Below are 24,648 nucleotides of genomic sequence, written 5' to 3'. Positions count from 1 at the left end.
AGGTACCTGCTCTATTTTTTTTTAATGCTAACGATTGCGGGCTGTGCCGTGAAAAGCGATGTGAAGGTGATTAAGCTTGGCCATGCTCTCGACGTAAACCATTCAGTGCACAAGGCGATGGTTTTTTTGGCGGAGAAAGTAGATGAGAAATCAAACGGCAAGATGCGAATTGATGTCTACCCCAATGGACAGTTGGGATCTGAAAGGGAGCTGCTTGAGTTGTTGCAGATAGGCTCCATCGGTATGACCAAAGCCTCTGCGGCAGTATTGGAAAGCTTCATGCCGTCGATGGCAGTGGTGAATTTACCCTATGTTTTTCATAGCAAGGATCATTACAGAAAAGTGCTGGGTGGCGAAATTGGGCAGGAGCTCTTGACAAGTGGCGAGGAGTTCTGGATGCGGGGCATGTGCTTTTACGATGCAGGTAGTCGCAGCTTTTATTCCAAAGACAAGCCTATCATGAAGCCAGAGGACCTGGAAGGCCTCAAGGTAAGGGTGCAGTCCAGCGCTTCGGCTATTCAAATGGTGCGATTACTGGGTGGCTCCGCCACACCAATTCCTTTCGGAGAGTTGTACACTGCCCTCCAGCAGGGCGTTGTGGATGCCGCCGAAAACAATCCACCCAGTCTTTACCTAACCAGGCACTATGAAGTTTGTCGTTATTATAGCCTCAATGAGCACACTTTCGTGCCCGACGTAATGCTGGTGAGTACCCATACATGGAACGACTTGAACGACGAACAAAAGAAGTGGCTTAGCGAAGCCTCCTATGAGTCGGCGGTGCATCAGAGAACGCTTTGGGAGGAGTCGGAAAAAGAGGCGCTGGATGCTATGATTGCCGATGGGGTGCACGTTGAGTATCCAGAAAAGGGGCCATTTATTGAGAAAGTAAAGCCGATGCTGGATGCATTTGCGAATACCGAATACCGAAAAAAACTACTTGAAAGAATTGAAGCCGTAGATGAAAGCTCTCAGACAGAAAATTGACAAAATAACGGAAGCGGGCCTGGTTATCCTCATGGCCCTTTTGGTGTTGGATGTCCTTTGGCAGGTGGCGTCCCGCTATATTTTGAGGAGTCCCAGCTCGTTCACCGATGAATTGGCCAGGTACCTGCTCATTTGGGTAGCACTGATTGGCGCAGCCTATGCCACTGGCAAAGATATGCACCTGGCCATTGATATTCTTCCTGGCAAACTGGAAGGTGCCAAAGCTGTTTTACTCCATCGCTTTATCTACCTGCTAATACTTGTATTCGCTCTGCTGGTTATGGTTGTTGGCGGTATCAGGCTTGTCTACATTTCGTTTGCTCTGGGTCAGCTGGCAGCCACGCTTCAGGTATCGCTTGCCTACGTATACATTTCACTGCCCGTCAGTGGACTTCTAATTTGTTTTTACTGCATTCATGAATTGATCAAAGGGAGGGCCGAAGTATGAACTGGACAGAGATAGCCATTTTAGTATTGACTTTCGTTGTGCTGCTGGGCATTGGAGTACCCGTAGCTTATAGCATCGGACTTTCTTCGCTTGTCACGATCCTTATTACGATGGACCCCGTGATTGCATTTACCACCCTAGCCCAGCGAATGGCTACAGGAATTGATAGTTTCTCACTGCTTGCCATCCCGTTTTTTGTGCTGGCAGGGCAATTGATGAACAAGGGTGGTATTGCCAGCCGACTGATCGATTTGGCGAGGGCCATGGTGGGGCCACTTCCCGGAGGGCTGGCATTTATTAACATACTGGCATGTATGCTTTTCGGTGCCATTTCGGGTTCTTCTGTCGCTGCTGCTTCTGCTATCGGTGGTTTTATGGTACCCAGAATGGAAAAGGAAGGTTACGATAAAGCTTTTGGTGCTGCTGTGAACCTTACCTCAGCTTCTACCGGCCTGGTTATCCCACCGAGCAATATTCTCATTGTGTTCAGCCTGGCAAGTGGAGGAGTTTCTATCGCAGCGCTGTTCCTGGCTGGCTATATTCCAGGTCTTCTTATTGGTGTTGCATTGATGATTGTTGCTGGTGTTGTGGCCCTGAAAAAAGGATACAAGTCAAACGAGACAACGGGGGTAAAAATATTCTTCAAAAGCTTTTTCGGGGCATTGCCAAGCCTGTTGCTATTGGTAATCGTCATCGGTGGTATTATCGCTGGGATCTTTACCGCCACTGAGGCGTCGGCCATTGCTGTGCTGTACACCCTGATCCTGTCGATGGTTGTTTACAAAGAGGTGAAGTACAAAGACCTTCCAAGAATTTTACTCGACACCACGCTGACCACGACCATCGTCTTGATGCTTGTGGCGACTTCCATGGGTATGTCGTGGGTATTGTCCTATGAGAATATCCCTCAGGGGGTCAGCGACTTCCTGCTGAATGTGAGCGACAACCCGGTTGTGATCCTGCTCATTATTAATCTCTTGTTGCTGGCTGTGGGTACCTTTATGGATATGACGCCAGCGGTACTGATCTTCACCCCCATATTTCTCCCAGTTGTGGTGCAAATGGGCATGAATCCTATTCACTTTGGTATTGTGATGGTGATGAACCTCTGTATCGGTCTTTGCACGCCGCCTGTAGGCTCTCTGCTTTTTGTCGGTTGCAGCGTAGCCGGTTTGAGCATTCAGAAAGTGCTCAAACCGTTACTTCCGCTGTTTTTAGCGATGATTGCCGTGCTGTTGCTCGTTACGTACGTACCAGCGCTTAGTTTGTGGTTGCCGGAGTTGTTTGGGTATTAATCAGTTCTTGAAGTATTTTTTCTGAGCGCTGGATTTAATCTTGATAGTGATAACACCTCCTTTTGCCGAGTCACCATATTTTTCAATGGCTGATTGGCCCTTTTCAACACTGACAGCTGCGATATCGTTGGGGTCTATGTCTTTTAGGAGAGAAGCTTTTCCGGCAATTGTTATTTTTGGGTCGTCTCCAACAATGAAGTAGATAGCTTCTGTGCTGATCAGATTGGAGTTATTGGATGCTCGGATGCTGATTTTCGTTCTGTCACTATCACTTCCCATTTCTAATTCGAAAGCTTTATCGTAGTCAGGATCTTTTTTCTTAATGGTATCTAAATTTTCTTGTTGTTCCTCCGTTAGTTCGTTCTTGATTTCCGTCAACGAGCGAAGCTTAATTTTTTTGATTTCCGATTCAATAGAAAGAAGATTAGTAAACATTCTGTCAACTTCAGTGTAGTCTACTTTTGGGCCGCTTATTGCTGTTTGAAATTCTCTCATTGCCGCTGACCATTCTTTCTTTTTCTCACTAAAGCGATAACTGTTGGATTCATAAATGTCCATTATCTTCGATTCCTGTAAGAAGCTTAGAGAGATTTCTTTCTTGTATTTAACAATCAGGTCGGGTTCATAAAGCGAATCGGTAAAAGGATCAGATTGCTGAGCACTTACGGAAAAACGAAATGCTACAAATACGCAGAGAACAATTGTTGGTAATTTTTTCATGTGGCGGAATTAAAAGTCACTTAATAAATGATCGGTTGGTGTTTCCCATTTCATGAAGTCAATATTTTGCTCAGATAATGGATTGGGAGCAGAGTCGATTGTTCGTTGGTTTTGGTTACTTAAGTACCAAAAGCCTCCGACAAAAAGAATAATATTGATGGCCGCAGCGGCTACAGCCCAAGCGGGCAGTTTTCGCTGCTTTTGCTGTGGCAGTAGCTTAGCCAAAGGCGGAACCTCACGAGATGCGTCACCCTCTTTCATTTCAAGAAAGAAGTCTCTTAACTCTTCGTCTTCATTTTTCATATCGCTTTCTTTAATTGTGAAGCCAATATCAATGCTCTAAGTTTCTTTTTTCCTCTGTCGTAGTGGGTGCGTGCCGTTCCAATACTCGTTTCCATTACCTCAGCGGCTTTTTCAAGGGTCATGTCGTGGTAGAAAACCAGTAATAGTAGTTCAGCCTGGCGCCCGGGCAACTGACTGATCATGCTCTCGTAGTTCATTGCATCGCCTTCTTTCTGCGAGTTGGTCACCTCCATAAGTTGAATACCGTCAATGCCGAGGTGTTTACTCACATGCAGATGCTGTGCTGTTGCCATGTCAATAGCGGTAAACCGGATCACGCTGAAAAGCCAGGTTTTAAAGCTTGATTTGCCATGAAAGAGGGCCCTTTTCTCCAGCACTTTGAGGTAAGCTGTCTGCAGAACGTCTTCTGCTAAGTCAGGTTGAAAGCGACAGCATTGTCTGGCCCAAAACCAAGCCTCTTTGTGGTGTACTTCCAGTTGCTCCCTTGTTGTCATCTGTTAGCTTAGTCTGGAAAGACGGGGATTTATATGACAAGCGTTCTGAAAAAGTTGAAAGCGCCGGGCTACTTTGTGAAGTTTTCCAGAAAAACTTCATTGGTGTATCCCAATGCATTGAATCTAATGGTGAGAAGGAGAGGAGGCTCTATGCTGTTCTCGCAGGTTGGCCCAGGTTCCATGTAGTAAACGAAAAACTTCTGACTTCTGACATAAAGCTCCTGTTTGTCGGGTTTGCCTAGCAGTCTGAGTATTTGCGGCTCATCCAAACCTTTAATTTTGTCTTTTTGTGTGACAAACACGTCAGTCATCGAAAGTCTATCTCCATTGCATCCATTGGCATCACTCTTCCATGTCACATCATTGTACCCATCCAAATCTGCAGGTAGTCCGCAGCCATAAAACATTAGGGCGATGATAGGCAGCAAACTATACTTTTTCAATTGTCTTAGGTCAGGCATTGATGGTTTGATCCGGTTTGGGAGTCAGGGTTCTTATTTTGTACATCCAAATTAAGGAGGCAATGCCAACAACTCCCAGTATGTAGACAGGAATTAATGCGTGGACTAAAAAATATGCTAAAAGTGGTTGTACAAGCTGTCTGATGCGCTCCATGGTGAAGGCCCACTCTCTCATTTCTATAATGCCCCCAAGAATGATGATAGAAACCACGATGGTTACAGCTATCACCGATTTCTCTATGATAGAGAAATTACCTTGATTGAACATAAAGAACGACGTGCCTCCCAGGACGAACAGGTATTGGAAGATCAGGTAAGCCGAAAATACCGAAGGCGGATGAAGGTTGAATTTGTGATAGGCACTTTTATCAACTTCAGGCACACCCTGATAGCCACCAAGGTAATCGGGGAGCCAGCCGGGTTTGTTAAACATGATCCTGAGGCCATCACCCAACGACCTGACTCTTTTGAGTTGCCCAGCCATGTCGATATAATGCTGCAGGTTGGCTTTGATAGGGTTCCAGGTGTTCACAGGGTTAGTAATGCCATAGGTCGGCCGCTCTTCCTCTTCCTGAAAAGTGCCGAAGAGTCGATCCCAAATAATAAATGTGCCACCATGGTTTTTGTCGATATACTTTGGGTCACGACCATGATGCACCCGGTGGTGGGAAGGGGTGTTGAAAATGTATTCGAACCAGCCCAGCTTGCCAATCGTTTCAGTGTGGATCCAAAACTGGTAGACCGTATTCAGGGCGGCGATTAGCACAAACGTAAGTGTGTCGACGCCTAAAATTGCCAGTGGAAGATAGAAAAAGAAGGTCCAGAACACCTGAAACGAGCCCTGCCTGAGCGCTACAGAGAAATTGTAGTCCTCACTTTGATGGTGCACCACATGGCCTCCCCAAAATAGGTTGATTTCGTGGCTCATCCGGTGTGCCCAGTAGTAGCACAAGTCCACACCCAGCCAGATAAGGATAAAAGTGTACCAGGTCACAGGTATATTGAAAAGAGCAAAGTGCTCGTAGATCACCTGGTAGGTAGTGACAGTAAGTACTTTAAGGAAGGCGCCTGTGATTTGCTGAGTGATACCGCAGCTCATGTTGGTAAGCGCATCATTCAGCCGGTAAATTTTCCTATGCTGAAAGTGTTGAATGATGAGTTCTACGCCAATCAGAAGAAAATAGATAGGGATAGAAAGAATGACAGGGTTAATGTTCATGGGTGTTACTAATACAGATAACAATGTAATTAAAAAAGCTGTTTATTTAAGAATACTGACTAGTTTTGCATCCAAATTGATGGCTGTCGCATGAAGAGGGTATTTTCATTTATCAGAATTATTTCGCTGCTTTTTTTTCTGGGCGGACTCCTGTTTGTGTATGCTTACTTGCCGGAAAATGTTTCGTTGTACAGCGATGAACTGGGAACGCCGGTCTATTTCATTTCTAAAAGCCAGTTCTTCTATTACTCATTTGCTTTTTCCCTCATTGTTAACCTTTTGTTGTTCATGTTTGGCAAGGTGCTCGATGGTGTGCCTGTCACTGAAGGAAGAGGTTTCTTTTCATCTGAGGTATTCAAGAACAAAACACTTATTTGGCTGGAGGTGCTCATCAGTCTCATCAACGTATTTTTTGTAACAGGCGCTGTCTTTATAGGCGTTTACAACAATCGGGTCAACCTCGACTTTAATAATTTTGCGTATCTGGTCTATTTGGGCACTTTTCTGATTTTTGCCTGGATTCTTTCTTACGGTTTTGTTCTCCGTTACCGGAGCTATCAACCCTCTTAATATCAGTATTTTAGTGCTGGGGTATTCAATCAATAGTTGAATATAAATCCTTCATTTACAGCAAGTTAAGAGAAATTATATTCCAGAAAATTTCCATAATTATCCTAAATTCACTGCAATTTTTGACCCCAGATACGGTCAAAATGATGGAAACTTTCTGCGATTGAAGGACTTATGGCAAACGAACAAGCTGCAGTATCAAATTACACCGAAGACAATATTCGTTCACTTGACTGGAAAGAGCATATCAGGCTCAGGCCCGGTATGTATATCGGCAAGCTCGGCGACGGTGCTGCGATGGATGACGGTATTTATGTGATGGTAAAAGAGATCATCGACAACAGTATCGATGAGCACATGATGGGCAATGGAAAGGTGATCAACGTGAAGGTGACCGACCATAGGGTGGAGGTGCGTGACTTTGGTCGTGGCATTCCGCTTGGCAAGGTTATCGACTGTGTTTCAAAGATCAATACAGGTGGAAAATACGATTCTAACGCCTTTCAAAAATCGGTAGGCTTGAACGGAGTTGGTACCAAAGCTGTGAACGCCCTTTCGGACTACTTCAAGGTGCAGTCATTCAGAGAAGGTCGCACTAAATTGGCCGAGTTCCACCAGGGAGAGCTGACCACCGATGCGCAGGAAACAACTACTTCTGAAAGAAACGGTACACTGACTGTTTTTGAGCCTGACGGCTCCATCTTCAAAAACTTCCATTTCATTCCTCAGTATCTCGACAACCTACTTTGGAACTATGCTTTCCTTAATGCCGGGTTGACGATCAATTTCAACGGAGTCAAGTATTATTCAGAAAACGGCCTTCTCGACCTACTGAATCGAAAGACCAACGAAGAAGAGTTGCGCTACCCAATTATTCACCTGAAAGGAGAAGACATTGAGATAGCTATTACACACAATAACCAATACGGCGAGGAGTATTACAGCTTCGTTAATGGTCAGTATACTACCCAGGGAGGTACCCACCTGGCAGCTTTCCGGGAGGCTCTGGTAAAAACGGTGAGGGAGTTTTACAAAAAAGACTTTGACGCTTCTGACGTGCGTACAAGTATTGTGGGGGCCATAGCGGTGCGTGTGCAGGAGCCAGTTTTCGAATCGCAGACCAAAACGAAGCTAGGCTCTCAAAGCGTTGGGCCGGAAGGTCCAACCATGCGTACTTTCATCAACGACTTTGTTAAAAAGTATCTCGACGACTTTCTTCATAGTCATCCCACGGTGGCCGATGCATTGCAAAAGCGAATTATTCAGTCGGAGAGGGAACGCAAAGAAATTGCAGGTATTAAGAAGTTAGCGAATGACAGGGCCAAGAAGGCCAACCTGCACAACAAGAAGCTGAGAGATTGCCGCATACACTTCGACGACCTGAAGAATGAGCGTCGGGATGATTCCATGATCTTCATTACCGAGGGTGATTCCGCTTCTGGTTCCATTACCAAGTCACGGGACGTTCAAACGCAGGCTGTGTTCAGTTTGCGTGGTAAGCCATTGAACTGCTACAGCCTGACGAAAAAAATTGTGTATGAAAACGAGGAGTTTAACCTTCTTCAACATGCACTCAATATTGAGGATGGGCTGGAAGGGCTTCGCTACCGCAAAATCATTATTTCTACTGACGCTGACGTGGATGGGATGCACATCAGACTACTGATGCTGACTTTCTTTCTGCAGTTTTTTCCTGACCTGGTTCGAAATGGCCATGTATACATTTTGGAAACACCACTTTTCAGGGTTAGGAATAAGAAGGAAACTATCTATTGCTATAGCGACGAAGAAAGGCAGCAGGCCATCAACAAGCTTGGGTCTAAGCCGGAAATAACCCGATTCAAAGGACTGGGAGAAATATCACCGGAGGAGTTTGGGAAGTTTATCGGGGAAGATATGCGACTGGAGCCTATCATTTTGAAGAAGGAAACAAAAATCCCTCAACTTCTGGAGTTCTTTATGGGCAAGAATACACCAGACAGGCAGGTCTTCATTATTGACAACCTGAAGATAGAGAAGGATTTAGTGGAAGAAGTGGTGATTGAAGATTGATTGTAATTTTATTACAATTTATTAAAAATTGTAATTTTAGTACAAAATATATATAATTGCAATTATTTTACAATAAAATAAAAATTGCAATTATGTACTTTGTTTTAATGGGGGACATTGTTGGGAGCTCAGAAAAGAAAGGAGCGACTTTAATGACCAGTTTTAAATCGGTCATCCAATCGGCAAACGGCAACTTTTCGAAGCAGATATTGTCTCCACTCACTATCACGTTAGGTGATGAGTTTCAGGGAGTAGTGCACGATCTAAGGTCAGTGGTAGATATCATCTTTCACATAGACCAGTCGCTCATTGGCACAAACCCGGAGTTCAGGATCCGATACAGCATGCAGTATGGCCCCATTGATACACCGGTCAATAAGGAAAACGCTCATGAAATGCTGGGTGAGGGGCTTACCAGGGCCAGAAAAGGCCTGGAAGAGATGAAGCAAAAGAAGTTGCACTATCGCATGGTAACAACGGATAGTAAAACCGACGATATGTTGAATGGATTGTTCCGATTATACGACTCTTTCTACAGTGACTGGTCAAAAAATGACCGTGAGTACCTGGAGCGCTTCTTTGAGCGGGACGATTACAAGTGGGTAGGAGAGCAGCTTTCGAAAGACCCATCCACAGTTTGGAGAAAACGTATTTCCCTTAAACTGGATGAATTTAACATAGCTAAAGAGTTGATAAGATCAACAGCAAACGCATTTGAATGAACCATTGGGTATACATCATACTGGTTTTAGTTGGCGGCGAAGTATTGTCGGTGTTGTTGTTTTGGCTCTTGTCAAAAATATTCACAGGCAAGGATGGAGCGGGCATAAGCAAACGATCCGTTTTCAAAGGCATGGTGGAGCGTCTATTCCTTTTTTTTGCATTAGCGCACGATTTGCCTCATGTGCTGACATTACTGGGAGCGCTAAAAATTGCGACAAGAATTAAGGATGAAAACAAAATATCAAACGATTACTTTTTAGTGGGCAACCTGCTGTCGATCAGCCTGGCCATTGCCTATTTTATTATCTGGAGAGAAGTTTTGAAGTAAAGTATGGAAGAAGAGAACCTTAACAGTCACGAAGGAGAAGATCAGATTCATGATGTGGTAGCCGTTTCGGGCATGTACGAAAGCTGGTTCCTCGATTATGCATCTTATGTAATTTTGGAAAGGGCCGTGCCTGCAATTGAAGACGGATTTAAGCCGGTACAGCGGCGTATCCTGCATGCCATGAAGGAAATGGACGATGGTCGCTTCAACAAAGTGGCGAACATCATCGGCAGCACCATGCAGTACCATCCGCACGGCGACGCTTCAATTGGCGATGCCATCGTCAATATTGGCCAGAAAGACCTGCTGATTGAAACCCAGGGCAACTGGGGAGATATCCGCACAGGAGACAGGGCAGCAGCACCCCGTTACATCGAAGCCCGACTATCGAAGTTTGCTCTCGAAGTGGTTTTCAACCCGCAAACCACCAACTGGCAGCTTTCCTACGACGGACGTAAACGTGAGCCCGTCACTCTTCCGGTTAAATTTCCACTACTTCTGGCGCAGGGAGTGGAAGGTATTGCTGTTGGCCTCTCCACCAAACTGCTGCCACACAACTTCCGGGAACTGATAGAAGCCTCCATTGCGGTGCTTAAGGGCAAGAAGACTAATATTTTACCCGACTTTCCTACGGGTGGCCTGGCCGACTTTTCCGACTACAATGAAGGCAAGAGAGGCGGCAAAGTTCGTGTGCGGGCCAAAATAGAAGAGCTCGATAAAAAGACGCTTGTCATCAAAGACATCCCGTTTGGCACTACCACCACCAACCTGATGGACTCTATAGTAAAAGCCAACGATAAGGGAAAGATCAAGGTCAAAAAGGTGGTCGACAACACGGCCAAGGACGTTGAAATTGAAGTGCACCTGGCACCGGGTGTGTCGCCCGATATCACCATCGACGCTTTATATGCCTTCACAGATTGTGAAGTATCAATTTCTCCCAACGCCTGTGTGATCGTTGAGGACAAGCCTGTATTCATGTCTGTCAATGACATTCTAAAGGTTTGTACCAACCAGACGGTCAACCTGCTCAAGCGGGAGTTGGAGATTAGGAAGGCAGAATTGATGGAAAAGATGCTCTTCTCTTCACTGGAAAAGATTTTTATCGAAAACAGAATCTACCGGGACATTGAGGAATGTGAAACCTGGGAAGCTGTTTTAGAAACCATTGATAAAGGACTAGACCCTTTCAAGAACCAGTTTTACAGGGAGATTGTACAGGACGACATTCTGAAATTGACTGAGATCAAGATCAAGAGAATCTCCAAATTTGACTCCTTCAAGGCTGACGAGCTGATGAAGAAACTTCAGGAAGAGCTGGAAGAGGTCAATTACAACCTGGAGAACCTTGTCGATTATGCTATCAAGTACTATCAAAGTCTTCTTGATAAATACGGCAAAGGCAGAGAGAGGCTCACTGAAATTGCTCAGTTTGATACAATTACCGCCACTGTGGTAGCGGCCAACAACCAGAAACTGTATGTCAACAGATCTGATGGATTTATAGGCTATGGATTGAAGAAAGATGAGTACATCTGCGACTGCTCCGATCTGGACGACATCATCGCCTTCAGACGGGATGGGAAGTTTTCTGTCGTCAAAATTCAGGACAAAGTGTTTGTTGGCAAGGACATCCTCTATGCAGGTGTGTTCAAGAAAAACGACGAACGCATGGTGTACAATGCCGTGTATGTAGATGGCAAGTCGGGCCGATCCATGATCAAACGCTTTCAGGTGCTGGGCGTTACCCGTGACAAAGAATATGATGTCAGCAAAGGCGAAAAAGGCTCAAGGGTATTGTATTTCTCGGCCAACCCAAATGGAGAGGCGGAAATCATTAATATCAGCCTGACCTCTGGGTCGAAGGCCAAGAAAAAGGTTTTTGATTTTGATTTTTCGGAAATAGAGATCAAGGGTCGTGGCTCTCAGGGTAATATTTTGACCAAATACCCTGTGAGGAAGATTGTGTTGAAGGAAGCAGGCAGGTCAACGCTGGGCGGGCTCGATATATGGTATGACGCCACTATCGGACGACTCAATACTGATGATAGGGGAGAGCATCTTGGTAACTTCCTGGCGGACGATAAAATCATCGTCTTCTACCTGGATGGCAGCTACGAACTCACTTCGTTTGAGCTGACTAATAGATTTGACTATCATCAAATCCTCGCTCTTCAGAAATTCAATCCGAAAGCTGTTTTCAGCGCAGTGTACTTAGATGGGAAGACAAAGGTGCATTTTGGTAAGCGATTCCAGATTGAGACTAGTACGGTCGAAAAGAAATTTGTGTTCATTTCTGAGGAAAAGGGATCTAAGCTGCTTCTGGTGAGCTCGCATGCGTCGCCATCTTTTGAAGTCAGCTATAAAAAGAAGGGCAGCAAGGAGACAGAAAAGGAAACTATTGTTTTTGAAGACTTCATTGATATCAAAGGGTGGAAGGCAGTCGGCAACAAATTGAATTTCCCCGACATCAAAAAACTGGAGTGGCTGGCCAATGAAGACCCGGAGGTTGAGGGGAAGGATAGCAACGACGATGACTCAGGGCCGGACTCCACAGAGTCTGGAGATGATACTGCTTCGAAAGCAACCGACGACAAGCAGGAAATAGCAGAGACGGTAAAGAAGCTAAAAGAAGAGTTCAGCAAAGAAACAGATGAGAATTTTGATGTGGGAAGCAGCATAGATTTGGATATTAAGAAACCAAAAAGCAATGGAGAAGACCAACTTGGTCTTTTCTGATTTGCAGATAATAGATGGATGATGCCACCAGAGATAAGCTAATTAATTACCTGGGAAGTTTCGTAACCCCCGAAAGGGCTGCGAAGGTGCAACAGGTGCTTGAGAAAAGAACTCGTCACATTGCGGTGGTAATGGAAGATTTTGAAAACTCTCTGAACGTAAGCGCCGTTGTAAGGTCATGCGAGGCCATGGGAGTTCAGGATGTTCATATCATCGAAAACCAGTTTAGGAATAAATTAAGTGCTTATGTGGCCAAAGGTGGTAGTAAATGGCTGACTGTTACTAAGCACAATGAGCACGAGTCAACGAATAGTTCTCGTTGTTTGCAGTTGTTGAAGGATGCCGGCTATCAAATTTGGGTAACCAGTCCTGATCAGTCTGCCGCCGACTTGAACGTCGTTGATCTAGATTCAAAAGTAGCCCTGGTTTTTGGCACAGAATTCGACGGAGCGTCGAAGGATGTACTTGAAATGGCTGACAAAAGGGTATGCCTGCCGATGCAAGGTTTTACAGAGAGCTACAACGTGTCAGTAAGTGTTGCTTTGTGTTTGCATGTTTTGTTAAGGAAGTTAAGAGACTCGGAAATTGATTGGTGTATGAGTGAAGAAGAAAAGAAGCAGTTGACCCTGGAGTGGTATCGCAAGATTGTAAGGAGATCTGATATTCACGAAGTGAGATTTCTTTCAAGCATTTAGTATTAGCGCTGACGGATGCGGTTTATATTAAAGATGCTTTTTATGCTTGGTGGATTGGTGTTTGCCTTTGTCATCTCCAGCAATGTATGGATCATGTGGAAAACAACAGATGATATCCATTTCAACGTCGAAGAAATTCCGGCTGTTGATGTCGGCGTAGTCCTCGGAACATCGAAAAGAAGCGTGGATGGGGGGGCAAACTCATTCTTCACTACTCGAATGGAGGCCGCTGCTAAACTATATAAGGCCGGCAAAGTAAAGCACCTGATACTCAGCGGCGATAACAACACAAAGTACTACAATGAGCCCCAGGACATGTTCAATGCCCTTGTACAGTTGGGTGTGCCCGCACAAGACATGACAATGGACTATGCCGGCTTTCGAACCCTTGACTCCATAGTGCGTTCAAAGGAAGTATTTGGGCAAAACGAGATTGTTATTATCACCCAGCAATTTCATGCCTACCGGGCGCTCTTTATCAGTAAGTTTTATGGGATAAAAGCAGTTACCTTTGCGTCTGATGATGCGGCAAAATCAGGGATGAAGTCTGTGGTGAGCAGAGAATGGCTTGCCAGACCGAAAGCGATTTTAGACCTTTACGTTCTCAAGCAACCCCCCAAATTCCTCGGTGAGAAGGAAATTATAGAGATCAGAAAATAATTCTCACATTTTTTGAACGATTTAGCGAGAAAAGTGTCCTTAAGGATGTTATTGGTTTACCAAACCTATGAAAAGAGTACAAATTCTCTTTCTGTTATTTATTCTATCTGTCAGTAGCTGGGTTCAGGCGCAAGGCACAACAGTAGTATGGGGCAAAGTTACCGAAGCATCTACCGGTAGCCCGATTCCTTTTGCCAATGTCGTTTTCAAGGGGACTTCTATTGGTGCAACTACTGATTTTGAAGGCTATTACAAACTTAGCACTACCCAGCACTTCGACTCCATTCACTTCAGCTACATCGGATTTGTTCCAAAAACAAAATTCATTGTGGTGGGACAGGAGCAAAACATCAATATCCAACTGGAAGAAGATGTGGTCAACCTTCAGGAGCTTGTTTTTGAAGCAGGCGAAAATCCAGCGTTTCAAGTATTGAGGAATATAATCGACCATAAAAAGGTGAACGATAAGAGGAGGCTTTCTGCCTATGAATACGAGGCGTACACCAAAATTGAAATGGATATTGATAACATTTCAGACAAGTTTAAGCAGCGCAAGATCATTCAGAAAGTGACTTCTGTGCTCGACAGTATTGAGCAAATTGCAGGCGAAGATGGGAAACCGGTGCTGCCCGTGTTTATTTCAGAGGCCATCAGCAAATACTATTACAAAGACAGTCCCAGAATGGCGCACGAGACCGTTTTGAATACGAAAGTAACCGGGGTGGGGGTAACCGATGGCACGCTTACGTCGCAAGTGATCGGTGCCTCTTTTCAGCAGTATAACTTTTATCAAAACTGGCTCAATATTGTTGGCAAAGACTTCGTGTCTCCAATTTCGGATGGCTGGAAGATCAACTATGAATATGACCTGGTAGATAGCCTTTGGCTTGGTGATTATTATTGCTACCGGCTGGATTTTTTTCCGAAGAGGGAGCAGGACCTGGCCTTTCGTGGCTCGATGTGGATTCACAAAGACACCTGGGCGATCAGACAAATTGACGTAACGGTCGGAAAAGAGGCGAATGTCAACTTCATTGAGAAGATCAAAATTCAACAGGAGCTGGTGCCCACTACTGAAGGTGCCTGGCTGCCTGCCAAAACCCGGGTAATGATTGACGTAAGTGAGCTCACCACCCGATCAGCTGGGTTTCTTGCCAAGTTCTATGTGTCCAACAAAGACATTGTGGTGAATCAGCCAAAGCCAGATAAGTTCTATGAAAACCCCATTGAGATGGTGGAGGATGTTAACGACCGGGCAGACGACAATGAATTTTGGGCAGACATCAGGCACGACACCCTTAGTGCGACGGAAGTTCACGTGTACGAAATGATTGACACACTGACGAAGATTCCGGTGATCAAAACCTATACGGACATAATTCAGACAGGGTACACAGGCTATTACAAAATAGGAAAGTTCGACATAGGCCCCTATTCCTATTTCTTTGGTAATAACAACATTGAGGGCACCAGGCTTGGGTTTGGTGGTAGAACCAATATTGACTTCAGTAGAAAATGGGAGCTCAGTGCCAATGTAGCGTATGGTCTCAAAGACGAGGAATGGAAGTACAAGTTTCATGTGCGGCGGATTTTGAGTCGTAGCCCGTGGACTGAGGTGAAATACATGCACCAAAAAGAGATTGATCAGATTTGGCTCTTGAATGATGATATTGATAATGCTAACGTCTTTTACACGTTTTCCCGCTTTGGCACGCTCATAGACCCCTTTCTCCGGCAAAAGAACTACTTTACTTTTTTTACGGTGCTGGGCCGTGGCCTTTCTCAGAGAGTATCGTATCGTCAGGAATACTTCAAACCATTGTTTGACTTTGAATACTATAAAGACCCCTACGCTGAAACGCCTACGGTTCGAAATAACCTGAGTGTGGCAGAGGTAATTCTCGACACCCATTACGCCCCTGACGAAATTTTTGTTATCAACGACAACCAGCGGGTAAGCATGGGCACCATTCGCTGGCCGGCTGTCAATTTCCGCTATACACTTGGCCTTAGCGCCCTCGGGGGTGATTTTACTTACCACAAGTTCGGCTTTTCGATTGAAAAAAGACAAAAGATGGGGATTTTTGGAGTGGGGTACCTTACTCTCAGTGGAGGCTATAACTTCAACAATTTGCCTTACCCTTTGCTGAAGGCGCACATCGGGAACCAGACGCCTTTCTATTTTAACTTTGCCTATAACATGATGGACTACTTCGAGTTCGTCACCGATAAGCATGTAGCTTTCAGGTGGAACCACTCATTCAATGGGTTCCTGCTCAACAGCATTCCGGCAATCAAAAAGTTGAAGTGGAGGCTTGTCGGCACAGTTAATGTGCTTTATGGTGGCGTAGGGAAGAATAACTACAATCTCATACCACCTACTTATGATGCTAATGGCGACGAAATAGCGCCTTTTTTTGCTCTTGGCCAGTGGCCTTATATAGAGGCGGGGTACGGTGTGGAGAATATATTCCGGTTTTTTAGGGTAGACTTCATTCACAGGGTTACTTACACTAATCGACCTGGCGTAAATAATTTTGGGATTAAATTCAGCTATAAGTTTTCTTTGTAGTATGGCGTTCGGAACACAAAGAGCTTCTCTCGGTTTAATACTTGTCTCAGTTATGTGCATGGTGGGGTGCTCATCTCCTCAGGCGTCATTGCCAATTGCAGACAGCCCAAACCCCGACAAAGCCTACTATAGTGAACTATTAGCACTTGTGGAAGACAAAGTACAGGAAGATCCCGATAACCTTGGGCTGAGGGTCAAATTGGCTTCATATCATCAAACGCTTGAATGGCCGGAAGTGGCCAATGGAAATATCGAGGCAATTTTAAGGATGGCACCCAAAGATCCGGAGGTGATGGTGCTGGTGGCCGACTACTATATACATAGAAACGATTTCGAGAGGAGTTGGATATATGCCCAGCAGGCTGACAGGCTGGGTTCGGTTCACCCTAGTCTATCGCTGATCAAGTCAAAATATCACTATTCCAGAAGGGACTACAGTGAGGCTGCCAGGTACCTCGATCATTATTTTGATACCGGAGGTAAGCTTCCTGAGGCATTTCTGGTAGCAGCTGAGCTGGATCTCCAGAAGAAGGATACAACCAAAGCGCTATCTGTTTTGGAGAGGGGGGTAACAGCGAATCCAGGTCATAAGAGCATGACCCGCTTGTTGGTGGCTCTCCTCGGGCAGCGAGACCAGCTAACCGAGCTGGTTGAAGTGTTAGAGGGATATGGCAAAGTCACAGAGGACTACAGCACCTATAGAGGCGAACTGCTCAATGCATATTTTCAAGCTGCCGACTATGAAAAGGCCTCCAGATTTGCTGCTAGCTGGCCTGAATCGTCCGAAAATGGACTTTTTGAATATGGCAGCTTGATGCTCGAATCGTCGATGAGCGATTCCGCCTTTTGGTATGCCGACAGGATGATTCAGCAGGATTCGCTTAGTGTGCCGGGCCGACTCCTCAAAGCCCGATACTTTAATCGCAGGGGTAGAATGGGAGATGCTTATAATTTTTACACATCAGCGCTGGCGTTGGATTCCACCAACCAAATAGCCCTCGAAGAACGGGGTATTGTTGCCGGAAAAATTGCATATTTGCGCAAACTTAGGGAGCAGCAGGCAGCAATGCCAGTGTTTGATCTGACTCCCAAGAAATCTGATAATTAGTAGAATTGAATGAGTAACGAGAAAATTAAGCTTACCCTCCCTGATGGAAGTGTTCGGGAATATGACAAGGGGGTAACCGGGCTGGATGTGGCAATGAGCATCAGCGAGGGCCTGGCCAGGAATGTTTTGGCTGCCAAATTCAATGGAAACGTAATTGATGCATTTCGTGCCATCACGGAAGACGGAACATTTCAGTTGCTCACATGGAATGACAAGGAAGGGAAATCAACTTTTTGGCACTCTTCAGCTCACTTAATGGCTGAGGCCCTTGAGGCGTTGTACCCGGGTGTTAAGTTGGGGATTGGCCCACCAATTGAAAACGGTTTTTACTACGATGTTGATTTTGGAGACAGGGAATTTACCGCTGCCGAACTTCCTAAAATAGAGGAAAAAATGCTGGAACTGGCCAGGCAAAAGAACGCTTTCTCTCGTCGTGATGTAAGCAAGAAAGACGCCGTGGCTTATTTCGAGGAGAAGGGAGATCCTTACAAGTTGGAGCTTATTGCCGATTTGGCAGATGGCACCATCTCTTTTTACGAGCAGGGCAACTTCACGGATCTCTGCCGGGGACCGCATATTCCAAATACAGGTTTTATCAAAGCGACCAAGATACTGAACATCGCAGGTGCCTACTGGCGTGGTAATGAGAAGAACAAGCAGCTTACAAGGCTTTATGGGATTACTTTCCCTAAACAGGGGGAGCTCAAAGAATACTTGGAGCTACTTGAAGAGGCTAAGAAGCGTGATCATAGAAAAATAGGGAAGGAACTTGAGCTTTTCACTTTCTCAGAAAAGGTGGGCAAAGGACTTCCGTTGTGGTTGCCTAAGGGTGCCATTCTTCGTGAGCGCCTTGAAAACTTCATGCGCAAAGCGCAGGTGAAAGCAGGTTACGACCAGGTGGTGTCACCTCATATTGGCAGTAAGGAGTTATATGTAACTTCAGGCCACTACGAAAAATATGGCAAAGATTCTTTTCAGCCCATCAACACACCAGAGGAAGGGGAAGAGTTTCTTTTGAAGCCGATGAACTGCCCTCACCATTGTGAGATGTACAAAAGCAAGCCGAGGTCGTACAAGGACTTGCCTGTGAGGTACGCTGAGTTTGGTACTGTCTACCGTTACGAGCAAAGTGGCGAGCTGCACGGCCTGACTCGTGTGCGAGGCTTCACTCAGGACGATGCGCATATTTTCTGCCGTCCTGATCAAGTAAAGGAGGAATTTGCTAAGGTAATTGACCTGGTATTGTATGTATTTAAGTCTTTGGGCTTCAGCGACTACAATGCGCAAGTGTCGTTGAGAGATCCTGAGACGCCTGAAAAATACATTGGTACTGAGGAGAACTGGGTAATTGCAGAAAATGCGATTATAGAGGTAGCCGCTGCAAAGGGACTAAAAACAACTGTAGAGCTTGGAGAAGCAGCTTTTTACGGCCCTAAACTCGACTTCATGGTGAAAGATGCCCTTGGCAGAAACTGGCAGCTGGGAACGATACAAGTGGACTACACGTTGCCAGACCGATTCGAACTTGAGTATGTGGGTGCCGATAACCAGAAGCACAGGCCGGTTATGATCCACAGAGCACCGTTCGGCTCTATGGAGCGCTTTGTGGCTATTCTGATTGAAAGCACTGCCGGCGAGTTTCCGTTGTGGTTATCACCAGAGCAGATTGCCATCCTGCCCATTTCGGAGAAATTCCATGACTACGCCAATCAAGTTAGACTGATGCTCCAGGAGAATGATATCCGGGGCAATGTCGATGAAAGAGATGAGAAAATAGGCCGGAAGATCAGGGATGCGGAAATCAAAAAGATTCCGTTCATGTTGATCGTAGGGGAGAAGGAGGCGGAAAGTAAAACCATTGCTCTTAGGGAGCATGGCAAGGGAGATATCGGCACCTTTTCGGGCAGCGAATTCGTTGACTATTTTGGAAAGCGAATAAAAATGAGTCTGGCGGGCGAAAAAGAAGCCTGAGGATTATAGAAGGCTATTTATAAAAGCGGCTTGCTGCTTTTGATTAGTAGAATTTTTGTGGATATTTGCATCCTTGTTTTGAAACCTAAATACGGAGGTATAAAATTTTAAGACCGAGACCACGAGGTTTTAGGGGTAAACCTGAAGAACCTTACAAGATTAATGAGAGAATTGAAGCCCGTGAGGTAAGGGTAATAGCCGAAGATGGAAATCTTGGCGTTATTCCAACCCGGGATGCGATCAAAATTGCCAAAGAGCAAAACCTGGATTTGGTAGAGATTTCTCCTACTGCAGTTCCTCCTGTTTGCCGTATAGTTGATTATTCAAAATTCAAATACGAGCAAAAGAAGAAACAGAAGGAAATCAAGGCCAAAGCTCAGAAGACTGTCATTAAGGAAATTCGTTTTGGTCCTAACACGGATGATCACGACTTCAATTTCAAATTGAAGCACGCCATCAACTTTCTTAAGGAAGGTTCCAAAGTAAAAGCATACGTGCAGTTTGTGGGTAGAACGATCGTGTTTAAAGAAAGAGGAGAAATTCTTCTGCTTAAGTTCGCTCAGGAATTGGAAGAGTATGGAAAGGTAGAGCAACTACCAAGACTGGAAGGAAAGCGCATGTCGCTATTTGTCGCCCCTAAGGTTGCTAAGAAATAATTTTTGTTAAACTATATATACAATGCCGAAAGTTAAAACCAAATCGGGAGCAAAGAAACGCTTTAAGCTAACGGGGACTGGTAAAATCAAACGTAAGCATGCTTTCAAAAGCCACATTCTTACGAAGAAGGAAACCAAGCAAAAGCGCTCTCTTACTGACATGACTTTAGTACACAAGTCAGACGAGAACAGAGTAAGAGATATGCTCAACATCTAAGAAAAACTTAGGTTCTATGTTTCACCAGGTTTTTGGTCAACAAGTGTTCTGAGTAGAGCCACCAAACACCAAAAAATGTAATTACTATGCCAAGATCAGTAAATCACGTAGCGTCAAGAGCGAGGAGAAAGAAAATCCTCAAAGCAGCCAAGGGTTTTTATGGCCGCAGAAAAAATGTTTGGACGGTAGCTAAGAATGCCGTTGAAAAAGCATGGAAATATGCTTATGAAGGCCGCAAGCAGAAGAAGAGAAATTTCAGAGCTTTGTGGATTCAGCGTATCAATGCAGGTGCCAGAGAGCACGGAATATCATATTCTGTATTGATGGGTAAAATGAAAACTTCCAAGATCGATTTGAACCGTAAGGTACTTGCCGACCTGGCCATGAACCACCCCGAAGCTTTCAAAGCTGTGGTGGACAAGGTAAAGTAGTTCGACAAGTCTTTGTCAATAATATTAAAGCCCCATCATGGGGCTTTTTTAGTTTAAGCGTGAATGACTTACTGCAAGCAAAAGGCTGCTAAATGCTGTTGCCTCCAAAGAGATACTTTCTTGCAGAGTTGTAGTCGATGAAATAGGTGAGCCTTACCGACAAGCTATTGACCTGGGGCAGACTCAGGGTCTTGTCAAAGTTTTCAGCAAAATTAATGTCGGTATTATTGTCACTTGAGCTGATAGAGTCTTTCCAAACCACATTCAAAAAGCTGCCAGGCGCAATTTGGTAGAAGTAAACAAAGTCAACGTTGAGTGCATTGAAGTTGGTGTCGTGCTGCTTTTGTCCGGACTCGTCGATGCCTTCATACTCAGAGTTAGCCAATTGACCATTGCCCTGCAGGTCGTAAAATCCGTTATACTTAACATTGCTCCAATAGTGCCTTACCCGGAGGGTCAGCCCCATTTTGTTATTGAAGGTGTATTTGGTGCCAAGGATATTATTGGTGGTAAGAACATCTCTTTCTCCAAAGATGATCTCATCAAGCGATTCGTCATCAGCATACAATTTGGTAACGTAGCCCTTTGAGTCTTCGGAGCTCTCTCTGCTAACCCGGAAGTCGATGGATAGTCTGTTGTTGACCCTGTAGCGGATAGATGCTCCCAATGAATTATACGCCTGCTGCCAGTCGGGCCTTCTCCAGGTATTTTGACTTACATATATTTTTACCGCTTTGCGGGAATCGCTTTCTACCCATGAGTTCACGCTGTAGGAGCCCGGCTGAACGAAATAGTAGCCTTCTTCTCTGGGCTCGAAGTAGTCGTAGCTGTCAATAGGCTTCAGACTGGACGACATGCCCACTCCCCAGAAATTCTTGAATTGGGCGTAAGTAGATGCGTAAACGTCGGTGCTTGTGAATGTTCTTGGCTCAAAAAGCTGCCGGTATGATCCGCTGACATTTGCCCGGTAGTAGTTAAATACCCCTGTCGGCTTAAATATCCTGTACATGAGCGACACGTTGTGCGAGACACTATTGGCTGCCCTGTTAAATCCAAAATCGTTTGGATCGTAGTCTTTGCTCTCAACATTTCTGCTCACGCCATACTGAAAGCTTCCGCTGACCTTAGAAAGGCCCACGCTATATTTGTATCCGTCCTCTAATTCGGCAGCTACATCAGCGTTTTCAGCATTGTAGATGTTAGACACAGCGCCGAATGCTGAGAATCGGTAGGTGTTGGTACTGTCGAGCAGGCTAACGCTTGCTCCTGTAACGTTGGCATCGTTGGCACCATCAAGTCTCGTTACGTTGGTATTGATCAGGTTGACGTTGGAATTGTTTTTCAGGATCTTGTCTACCACCAGCACATTGAAATTGGTCAGCGGATCCACCTGCTCCTCTCTGGTTTCGCCGGTCTCAATATTGCGTATGTTGGCGTGCGTTTTGTTGGTCAGCGCATTAAGGAAGCCAAGTCCCCAGCCTTCCCCATTCCTGCCAGAGATTTTGGTGGCATTGATCAGAGGTGCTGCGGATGGCGAACTGACTACTTCTTCGGTTTTGTCATTGTAGCTAACCTCTCCAAAAGTAGAACCAATACGCCTGGAATACACCAGATCGCCCTTGTCGAATAGTTCCGTTCCTTCCGTGAAGAACTGCCTGTTTTCGCTGTATTGTACCTCATACGCCGATAGGTTCAGTACCACGTTGTCGGACTGCACCTGGCTAAAGTCAGGAATGAGGGCCATGTCGAGGGTGTAAGACTCGTTGATGCCATATTTGAGGTCCATGCCGCCAGTAAACGAGAATTTTTCTTTGCCATTGACACCGTCGTTTGTGTAAATGGTGGTAGCGTAGGGCAATAGCGACAAACGAACAGGTGGTTTGATATCTTCAAGTCCTCTGAGAACGCCCGATTGATTCACTGTGCCTCTGATTGAGTTGTCTACTGGATTCCAATACGATTCCTCCTGATTTCGTTTTACCTGGCGGTAAAAGTTGATGCCCCAGTTTTGTTGAGAAGTAGCTGGAAACCGGAGAGCGTAGTAGGGAATCTTTACTTCTACAGTCCAGCCGTGGTCGTCATAAGCAATGGCACTTTCCCAAACAGCATCCCAATTCTCATCCCAATTATCGCCATTGATGAAGTAGTCGCCTTGCACACCTGCCGCTGACACGAAAAAGCTGAAAGCATTCTGACCGCTGTTATAGGGGTCAACTAAAATGCCAAACCAGTCGGTGTTTCGGTTAAAGTCATCTCTTTTGCCAAATTCTCTTCTTATTTCGGAGGGATTTGGATCGTATAGTCTTGCTGAAAGGTAGAGGGCATTGTCATCATACACCAACTCAACCGCCGTCAAGAAATCCGACTTTTCGCCGTTGTTCGGTTTGAATTGAGTGAACTGGGTGGGTGTCGGGCTTTGACTCCAAATGTCTTCGTCAAGGATGCCATCCACTTTTGGACTACTTGTGATGCGTTTGGTGGCAAACTCATTTTTACCGGAGCCGGAGGCTGACACCAGGCGTGGAGAGAAAAGAAAAATTAAAAGAAAACAACCAAGGGGTAAGAGTTCTTTACGATCTAAATTGAACATTAAGGGCTTTTGTTAAACGAACTGTGCTAATACGCTTTGCAAATTTAGCCATGATTGCCGTTAGCTCATCCCAAATTCTGATAAATGGCGAGTGTTGGTGACATCTTTTTACACTTTAGCCCACTCGGTGTTGCCGTACACAATGGTGCAGTTCAATGATTGGATTCCCCGGTCTTCATTAGTGCCTTAATCTCCGCCAGTAGCTCGTCTCGTTTGGTCTTTCCCACGTTGTTGAGCATGATAATCACACTGCCTGTGGCAAGATCCCGATCAATATAGGTGCGAAAACTGGTGAGTGTGCCGCCATGACTTACAGACGCTGGAGCATCCTTGTTCAACGCCCAGCCAAAGCCATACCATGAAGTGGAGCCATCATTGAGGATCATTGGCGAATAGACCTCGCTCATGGCCGCCGCCGACACCAATTTATTGGTCTGCAGGGCCAGGTGCCACTGATACATGTCGTCAACGTTGGAGTACAACCCACCGCCGCCAGTGGTAAAGAAAGGATAGTCATCTTCCTTTCCATTAGCATCAAAGCCTTTGCAGCGATTGGTTCTTTGAGGCTTTGTCTCATCATACGCCACGGTACTTTTCATGCCAATCGGCTGAAAAACATTTTCTTGCATAAAGGAATTGAACCCCATTCCGCTGATTTGCTGCACGATAGAAGAGAGGAGCACGTATGCCGTATTGGAGTATTCGTATTTAGCTCCAGGAGTAAACCGCAACGCCTTGATACCTTTAACGACTTCCACAACATCTGTATTGGTAAATCCAGGTCGGGAAGCTCCGAGGCCGTAATAGTCTGGAATGCCGGAGGTATGGGTGAGCAGATGGCGAATGGTAACCGAATGGGCCCAATCCGGAAAAGACGGGAAGTAGGTACTTAGTTTGTCATCAATAGTGAGCAATTTTCTCTCTTTCAATAGCATGATGGCCATGGCCGTAAACTGTTTGGACACAGACGCCATATAAAAAGTAGAACTAGTTTCCAGTGGCCTCTTTTTGCCAAAATCGGCCATACCATAAGCTTTTTTGAGTAATGTGCCGTTTTTGTCAGCAACGAGAATAGTGCCGTTGTAGTACCCGTCCTGGTGATAGCGTTCAACGATTTGGTCGAGCTTCTCAGTAACAGATATGGAGGTACCCGATGTGAAAACAAGGAGTAGACCCAGGGTAACCAGCAAGATTGATTTCATAACAGTCACTTTTCTTTTGTAAAAGATAGCTCATACCGGAGGAACAAAAAAGCATTTTTGACAGTAGTGGCTTGTTAAAAACCTGAGTTCGATTAATAAAACGTTGAAATATTGGGGAGGAAAAATAGATAAAACCAGTGCGCTTGTTTATATTTAAGTATCTGACATTCAAAGATATACAAGCAAAGCACATGGTTCTATCTGACA

The 24,648-nt window shown here is 45.2% G+C and carries 23 protein-coding genes; 16 read left to right on the top strand and 7 right to left on the bottom strand.

The annotated features are described in order from the left end of the window. The first annotated feature begins 24 nt into the window (after positions 1-24). From GC130_RS12280 to GC130_RS12270, 3 genes are read left to right on the top strand one after another with little or no spacing between them, the layout of a single operon-like run. A complete protein-coding gene (locus GC130_RS12280; RefSeq protein WP_151998613.1) occupies positions 25-987 on the top strand; it encodes a TRAP transporter substrate-binding protein in 963 nt (320 codons plus the stop codon). Next, on the top strand, positions 962-1,435 hold the full coding sequence (locus GC130_RS12275; protein ID WP_151998612.1) for a TRAP transporter small permease: 474 nt from the start codon (positions 962-964) through the stop codon (positions 1,433-1,435). The genes GC130_RS12280 and GC130_RS12275 overlap by 26 nt, the downstream gene beginning before the upstream one ends. Continuing rightward, the gene (locus tag GC130_RS12270; RefSeq protein WP_151998611.1) at positions 1,432-2,730 is read left to right on the top strand and encodes a TRAP transporter large permease; all 1,299 of its coding nucleotides are present in this window, start codon (positions 1,432-1,434) and stop codon (positions 2,728-2,730) included. Before GC130_RS12275 ends, GC130_RS12270 begins: the two co-directional genes overlap by 4 nt. Here the strand turns inward: GC130_RS12270 and GC130_RS12265 are convergent, their stop codons facing one another. The 5 genes from GC130_RS12265 to GC130_RS12245 all read right to left on the bottom strand — a co-directional run bounded on the left by GC130_RS12265 (position 2,731) and on the right by GC130_RS12245 (position 5,927). Continuing rightward, positions 2,731-3,450 (bottom strand): Spy/CpxP family protein refolding chaperone, encoded by a 720-nt coding sequence (locus tag GC130_RS12265; RefSeq protein ID WP_151998610.1) that lies wholly within the window; start codon positions 3,448-3,450, stop codon positions 2,731-2,733. A 9-nt stretch (positions 3,451-3,459) separates the two neighbouring features. Next, a complete protein-coding gene (locus tag GC130_RS12260; protein ID WP_151998609.1) occupies positions 3,460-3,753 on the bottom strand; it encodes a hypothetical protein in 294 nt (97 codons plus the stop codon). After that, complete coding sequence (locus GC130_RS12255; protein ID WP_151998608.1) at positions 3,750-4,247, bottom strand: RNA polymerase sigma factor; 498 nt, start codon at positions 4,245-4,247, stop codon at positions 3,750-3,752. The genes GC130_RS12260 and GC130_RS12255 overlap by 4 nt, the downstream gene beginning before the upstream one ends. Positions 4,248-4,315: 68 nt before the next feature. Next, the gene (locus GC130_RS12250) at positions 4,316-4,708 is read right to left on the bottom strand and encodes a hypothetical protein (RefSeq protein ID WP_151998607.1); all 393 of its coding nucleotides are present in this window, start codon (positions 4,706-4,708) and stop codon (positions 4,316-4,318) included. Further along, positions 4,701-5,927, bottom strand: a complete 1,227-nt coding sequence (locus GC130_RS12245) for a sterol desaturase family protein (RefSeq protein WP_151998606.1) — start codon at positions 5,925-5,927, stop codon at positions 4,701-4,703. Before GC130_RS12245 ends, GC130_RS12250 begins: the two co-directional genes overlap by 8 nt. A 90-nt stretch (positions 5,928-6,017) precedes the next feature. Here GC130_RS12245 and GC130_RS12240 point away from each other — a divergent pair, with 90 nt between their 5' ends. The 13 genes from GC130_RS12240 (at position 6,018) to rplT (ending at position 20,649) form a co-directional block, all read left to right on the top strand. Beyond that, complete coding sequence (locus GC130_RS12240) at positions 6,018-6,497, top strand: hypothetical protein (protein WP_151998605.1); 480 nt, start codon at positions 6,018-6,020, stop codon at positions 6,495-6,497. A 174-nt stretch (positions 6,498-6,671) separates the two neighbouring features. Further along, positions 6,672-8,549 (top strand): DNA topoisomerase IV subunit B, encoded by a 1,878-nt coding sequence (locus tag GC130_RS12235; protein WP_151998604.1) that lies wholly within the window; start codon positions 6,672-6,674, stop codon positions 8,547-8,549. A 92-nt stretch (positions 8,550-8,641) separates the two neighbouring features. Next, complete coding sequence (locus GC130_RS12230; protein ID WP_151998603.1) at positions 8,642-9,271, top strand: SatD family protein; 630 nt, start codon at positions 8,642-8,644, stop codon at positions 9,269-9,271. Next, positions 9,268-9,600, top strand: a complete 333-nt coding sequence (locus tag GC130_RS12225; RefSeq protein ID WP_151998602.1) for a hypothetical protein — start codon at positions 9,268-9,270, stop codon at positions 9,598-9,600. Before GC130_RS12230 ends, GC130_RS12225 begins: the two co-directional genes overlap by 4 nt. 3 nt (positions 9,601-9,603) lie before the next feature. Next, positions 9,604-12,339, top strand: a complete 2,736-nt coding sequence (locus tag GC130_RS12220; RefSeq protein WP_151998601.1) for a DNA gyrase/topoisomerase IV subunit A — start codon at positions 9,604-9,606, stop codon at positions 12,337-12,339. 14 nt (positions 12,340-12,353) lie between these two features. Then, positions 12,354-13,034, top strand: coding sequence for an RNA methyltransferase (locus GC130_RS12215; protein WP_151998600.1), 681 nt, complete (start codon positions 12,354-12,356; stop codon positions 13,032-13,034). Positions 13,035-13,049: 15 nt separating this feature from the next. Further along, positions 13,050-13,694: a vancomycin high temperature exclusion protein gene (locus GC130_RS12210; RefSeq protein ID WP_226940454.1), complete on the top strand. Its 645-nt coding sequence runs from the start codon at positions 13,050-13,052 to the stop codon at positions 13,692-13,694. A gap of 67 nt (positions 13,695-13,761) precedes the next feature. After that, on the top strand, positions 13,762-16,266 hold the full coding sequence (locus GC130_RS12205; RefSeq protein WP_151998599.1) for a DUF5686 and carboxypeptidase-like regulatory domain-containing protein: 2,505 nt from the start codon (positions 13,762-13,764) through the stop codon (positions 16,264-16,266). Between the two features lies 1 nt (position 16,267). After that, a complete protein-coding gene (locus GC130_RS12200) occupies positions 16,268-17,374 on the top strand; it encodes a lipopolysaccharide assembly protein LapB (protein ID WP_151998598.1) in 1,107 nt (368 codons plus the stop codon). A 9-nt stretch (positions 17,375-17,383) separates the two neighbouring features. Further along, on the top strand, positions 17,384-19,345 hold the full coding sequence (thrS, locus tag GC130_RS12195; RefSeq protein WP_151998597.1) for a threonine--tRNA ligase: 1,962 nt from the start codon (positions 17,384-17,386) through the stop codon (positions 19,343-19,345). A gap of 104 nt (positions 19,346-19,449) precedes the next feature. Next, on the top strand, positions 19,450-20,001 hold the full coding sequence (gene infC, locus GC130_RS12190; protein WP_151998596.1) for a translation initiation factor IF-3: 552 nt from the start codon (positions 19,450-19,452) through the stop codon (positions 19,999-20,001). 22 nt (positions 20,002-20,023) lie between these two features. Continuing rightward, positions 20,024-20,218 (top strand): 50S ribosomal protein L35, encoded by a 195-nt coding sequence (rpmI, locus tag GC130_RS12185; RefSeq protein WP_151998595.1) that lies wholly within the window; start codon positions 20,024-20,026, stop codon positions 20,216-20,218. 86 nt (positions 20,219-20,304) lie between these two features. Continuing rightward, positions 20,305-20,649 carry a 50S ribosomal protein L20 gene (gene rplT, locus GC130_RS12180; protein ID WP_151998594.1) on the top strand — a complete coding sequence of 115 codons (345 nt, stop codon included), beginning with the start codon at positions 20,305-20,307 and terminating at the stop codon, positions 20,647-20,649. A gap of 88 nt (positions 20,650-20,737) precedes the next feature. Here rplT and GC130_RS12175 read toward each other — a convergent pair whose 3' ends face one another. Both GC130_RS12175 and GC130_RS12170 read right to left on the bottom strand, forming a co-directional pair. Then, positions 20,738-23,239: a DUF5916 domain-containing protein gene (locus GC130_RS12175; RefSeq protein ID WP_151998593.1), complete on the bottom strand. Its 2,502-nt coding sequence runs from the start codon at positions 23,237-23,239 to the stop codon at positions 20,738-20,740. A gap of 152 nt (positions 23,240-23,391) precedes the next feature. Beyond that, positions 23,392-24,441: a serine hydrolase gene (locus GC130_RS12170; RefSeq protein WP_151998592.1), complete on the bottom strand. Its 1,050-nt coding sequence runs from the start codon at positions 24,439-24,441 to the stop codon at positions 23,392-23,394. Positions 24,442-24,648 lie beyond the last annotated feature (207 nt).

Source organism: Imperialibacter sp. EC-SDR9 (assembly GCF_902498805.1).
Classification (GTDB): Bacteria; Bacteroidota; Bacteroidia; order Cytophagales; family Cyclobacteriaceae; genus Imperialibacter.
The sequence above is the reverse complement of the archived record's forward strand: the minus strand, read 5'-3'. Positions and strand labels throughout refer to the sequence as shown.

What these genes read in the sequence shown, in the direction of transcription:
- GC130_RS12280 (WP_151998613.1), top strand. Translation starts at nt 25, where the DNA reads ATGCTAACGATTGCGGGCTGTGCCGTGAAAAGCGATGTGAAGGTGATT.
- GC130_RS12275 (WP_151998612.1), top strand. Translation starts at nt 962, where the DNA reads ATGAAAGCTCTCAGACAGAAAATTGACAAAATAACGGAAGCGGGCCTG.
- GC130_RS12270 (WP_151998611.1), top strand. Translation starts at nt 1,432, where the DNA reads ATGAACTGGACAGAGATAGCCATTTTAGTATTGACTTTCGTTGTGCTG.
- GC130_RS12265 (WP_151998610.1), bottom strand. Translation starts at nt 3,450, where the DNA reads ATGAAAAAATTACCAACAATTGTTCTCTGCGTATTTGTAGCATTTCGT.
- GC130_RS12260 (WP_151998609.1), bottom strand. Translation starts at nt 3,753, where the DNA reads ATGAAAAATGAAGACGAAGAGTTAAGAGACTTCTTTCTTGAAATGAAA.
- GC130_RS12255 (WP_151998608.1), bottom strand. Translation starts at nt 4,247, where the DNA reads ATGACAACAAGGGAGCAACTGGAAGTACACCACAAAGAGGCTTGGTTT.
- GC130_RS12250 (WP_151998607.1), bottom strand. Translation starts at nt 4,708, where the DNA reads ATGCCTGACCTAAGACAATTGAAAAAGTATAGTTTGCTGCCTATCATC.
- GC130_RS12245 (WP_151998606.1), bottom strand. Translation starts at nt 5,927, where the DNA reads ATGAACATTAACCCTGTCATTCTTTCTATCCCTATCTATTTTCTTCTG.
- GC130_RS12240 (WP_151998605.1), top strand. Translation starts at nt 6,018, where the DNA reads ATGAAGAGGGTATTTTCATTTATCAGAATTATTTCGCTGCTTTTTTTT.
- GC130_RS12235 (WP_151998604.1), top strand. Translation starts at nt 6,672, where the DNA reads ATGGCAAACGAACAAGCTGCAGTATCAAATTACACCGAAGACAATATT.
- GC130_RS12230 (WP_151998603.1), top strand. Translation starts at nt 8,642, where the DNA reads ATGTACTTTGTTTTAATGGGGGACATTGTTGGGAGCTCAGAAAAGAAA.
- GC130_RS12225 (WP_151998602.1), top strand. Translation starts at nt 9,268, where the DNA reads ATGAACCATTGGGTATACATCATACTGGTTTTAGTTGGCGGCGAAGTA.
- GC130_RS12220 (WP_151998601.1), top strand. Translation starts at nt 9,604, where the DNA reads ATGGAAGAAGAGAACCTTAACAGTCACGAAGGAGAAGATCAGATTCAT.
- GC130_RS12215 (WP_151998600.1), top strand. Translation starts at nt 12,354, where the DNA reads ATGGATGATGCCACCAGAGATAAGCTAATTAATTACCTGGGAAGTTTC.
- GC130_RS12210 (WP_226940454.1), top strand. Translation starts at nt 13,050, where the DNA reads ATGCGGTTTATATTAAAGATGCTTTTTATGCTTGGTGGATTGGTGTTT.
- GC130_RS12205 (WP_151998599.1), top strand. Translation starts at nt 13,762, where the DNA reads ATGAAAAGAGTACAAATTCTCTTTCTGTTATTTATTCTATCTGTCAGT.
- GC130_RS12200 (WP_151998598.1), top strand. Translation starts at nt 16,268, where the DNA reads ATGGCGTTCGGAACACAAAGAGCTTCTCTCGGTTTAATACTTGTCTCA.
- thrS (WP_151998597.1), top strand. Translation starts at nt 17,384, where the DNA reads ATGAGTAACGAGAAAATTAAGCTTACCCTCCCTGATGGAAGTGTTCGG.
- rpmI (WP_151998595.1), top strand. Translation starts at nt 20,024, where the DNA reads ATGCCGAAAGTTAAAACCAAATCGGGAGCAAAGAAACGCTTTAAGCTA.
- rplT (WP_151998594.1), top strand. Translation starts at nt 20,305, where the DNA reads ATGCCAAGATCAGTAAATCACGTAGCGTCAAGAGCGAGGAGAAAGAAA.
- GC130_RS12175 (WP_151998593.1), bottom strand. Translation starts at nt 23,239, where the DNA reads ATGTTCAATTTAGATCGTAAAGAACTCTTACCCCTTGGTTGTTTTCTT.
- GC130_RS12170 (WP_151998592.1), bottom strand. Translation starts at nt 24,441, where the DNA reads ATGAAATCAATCTTGCTGGTTACCCTGGGTCTACTCCTTGTTTTCACA.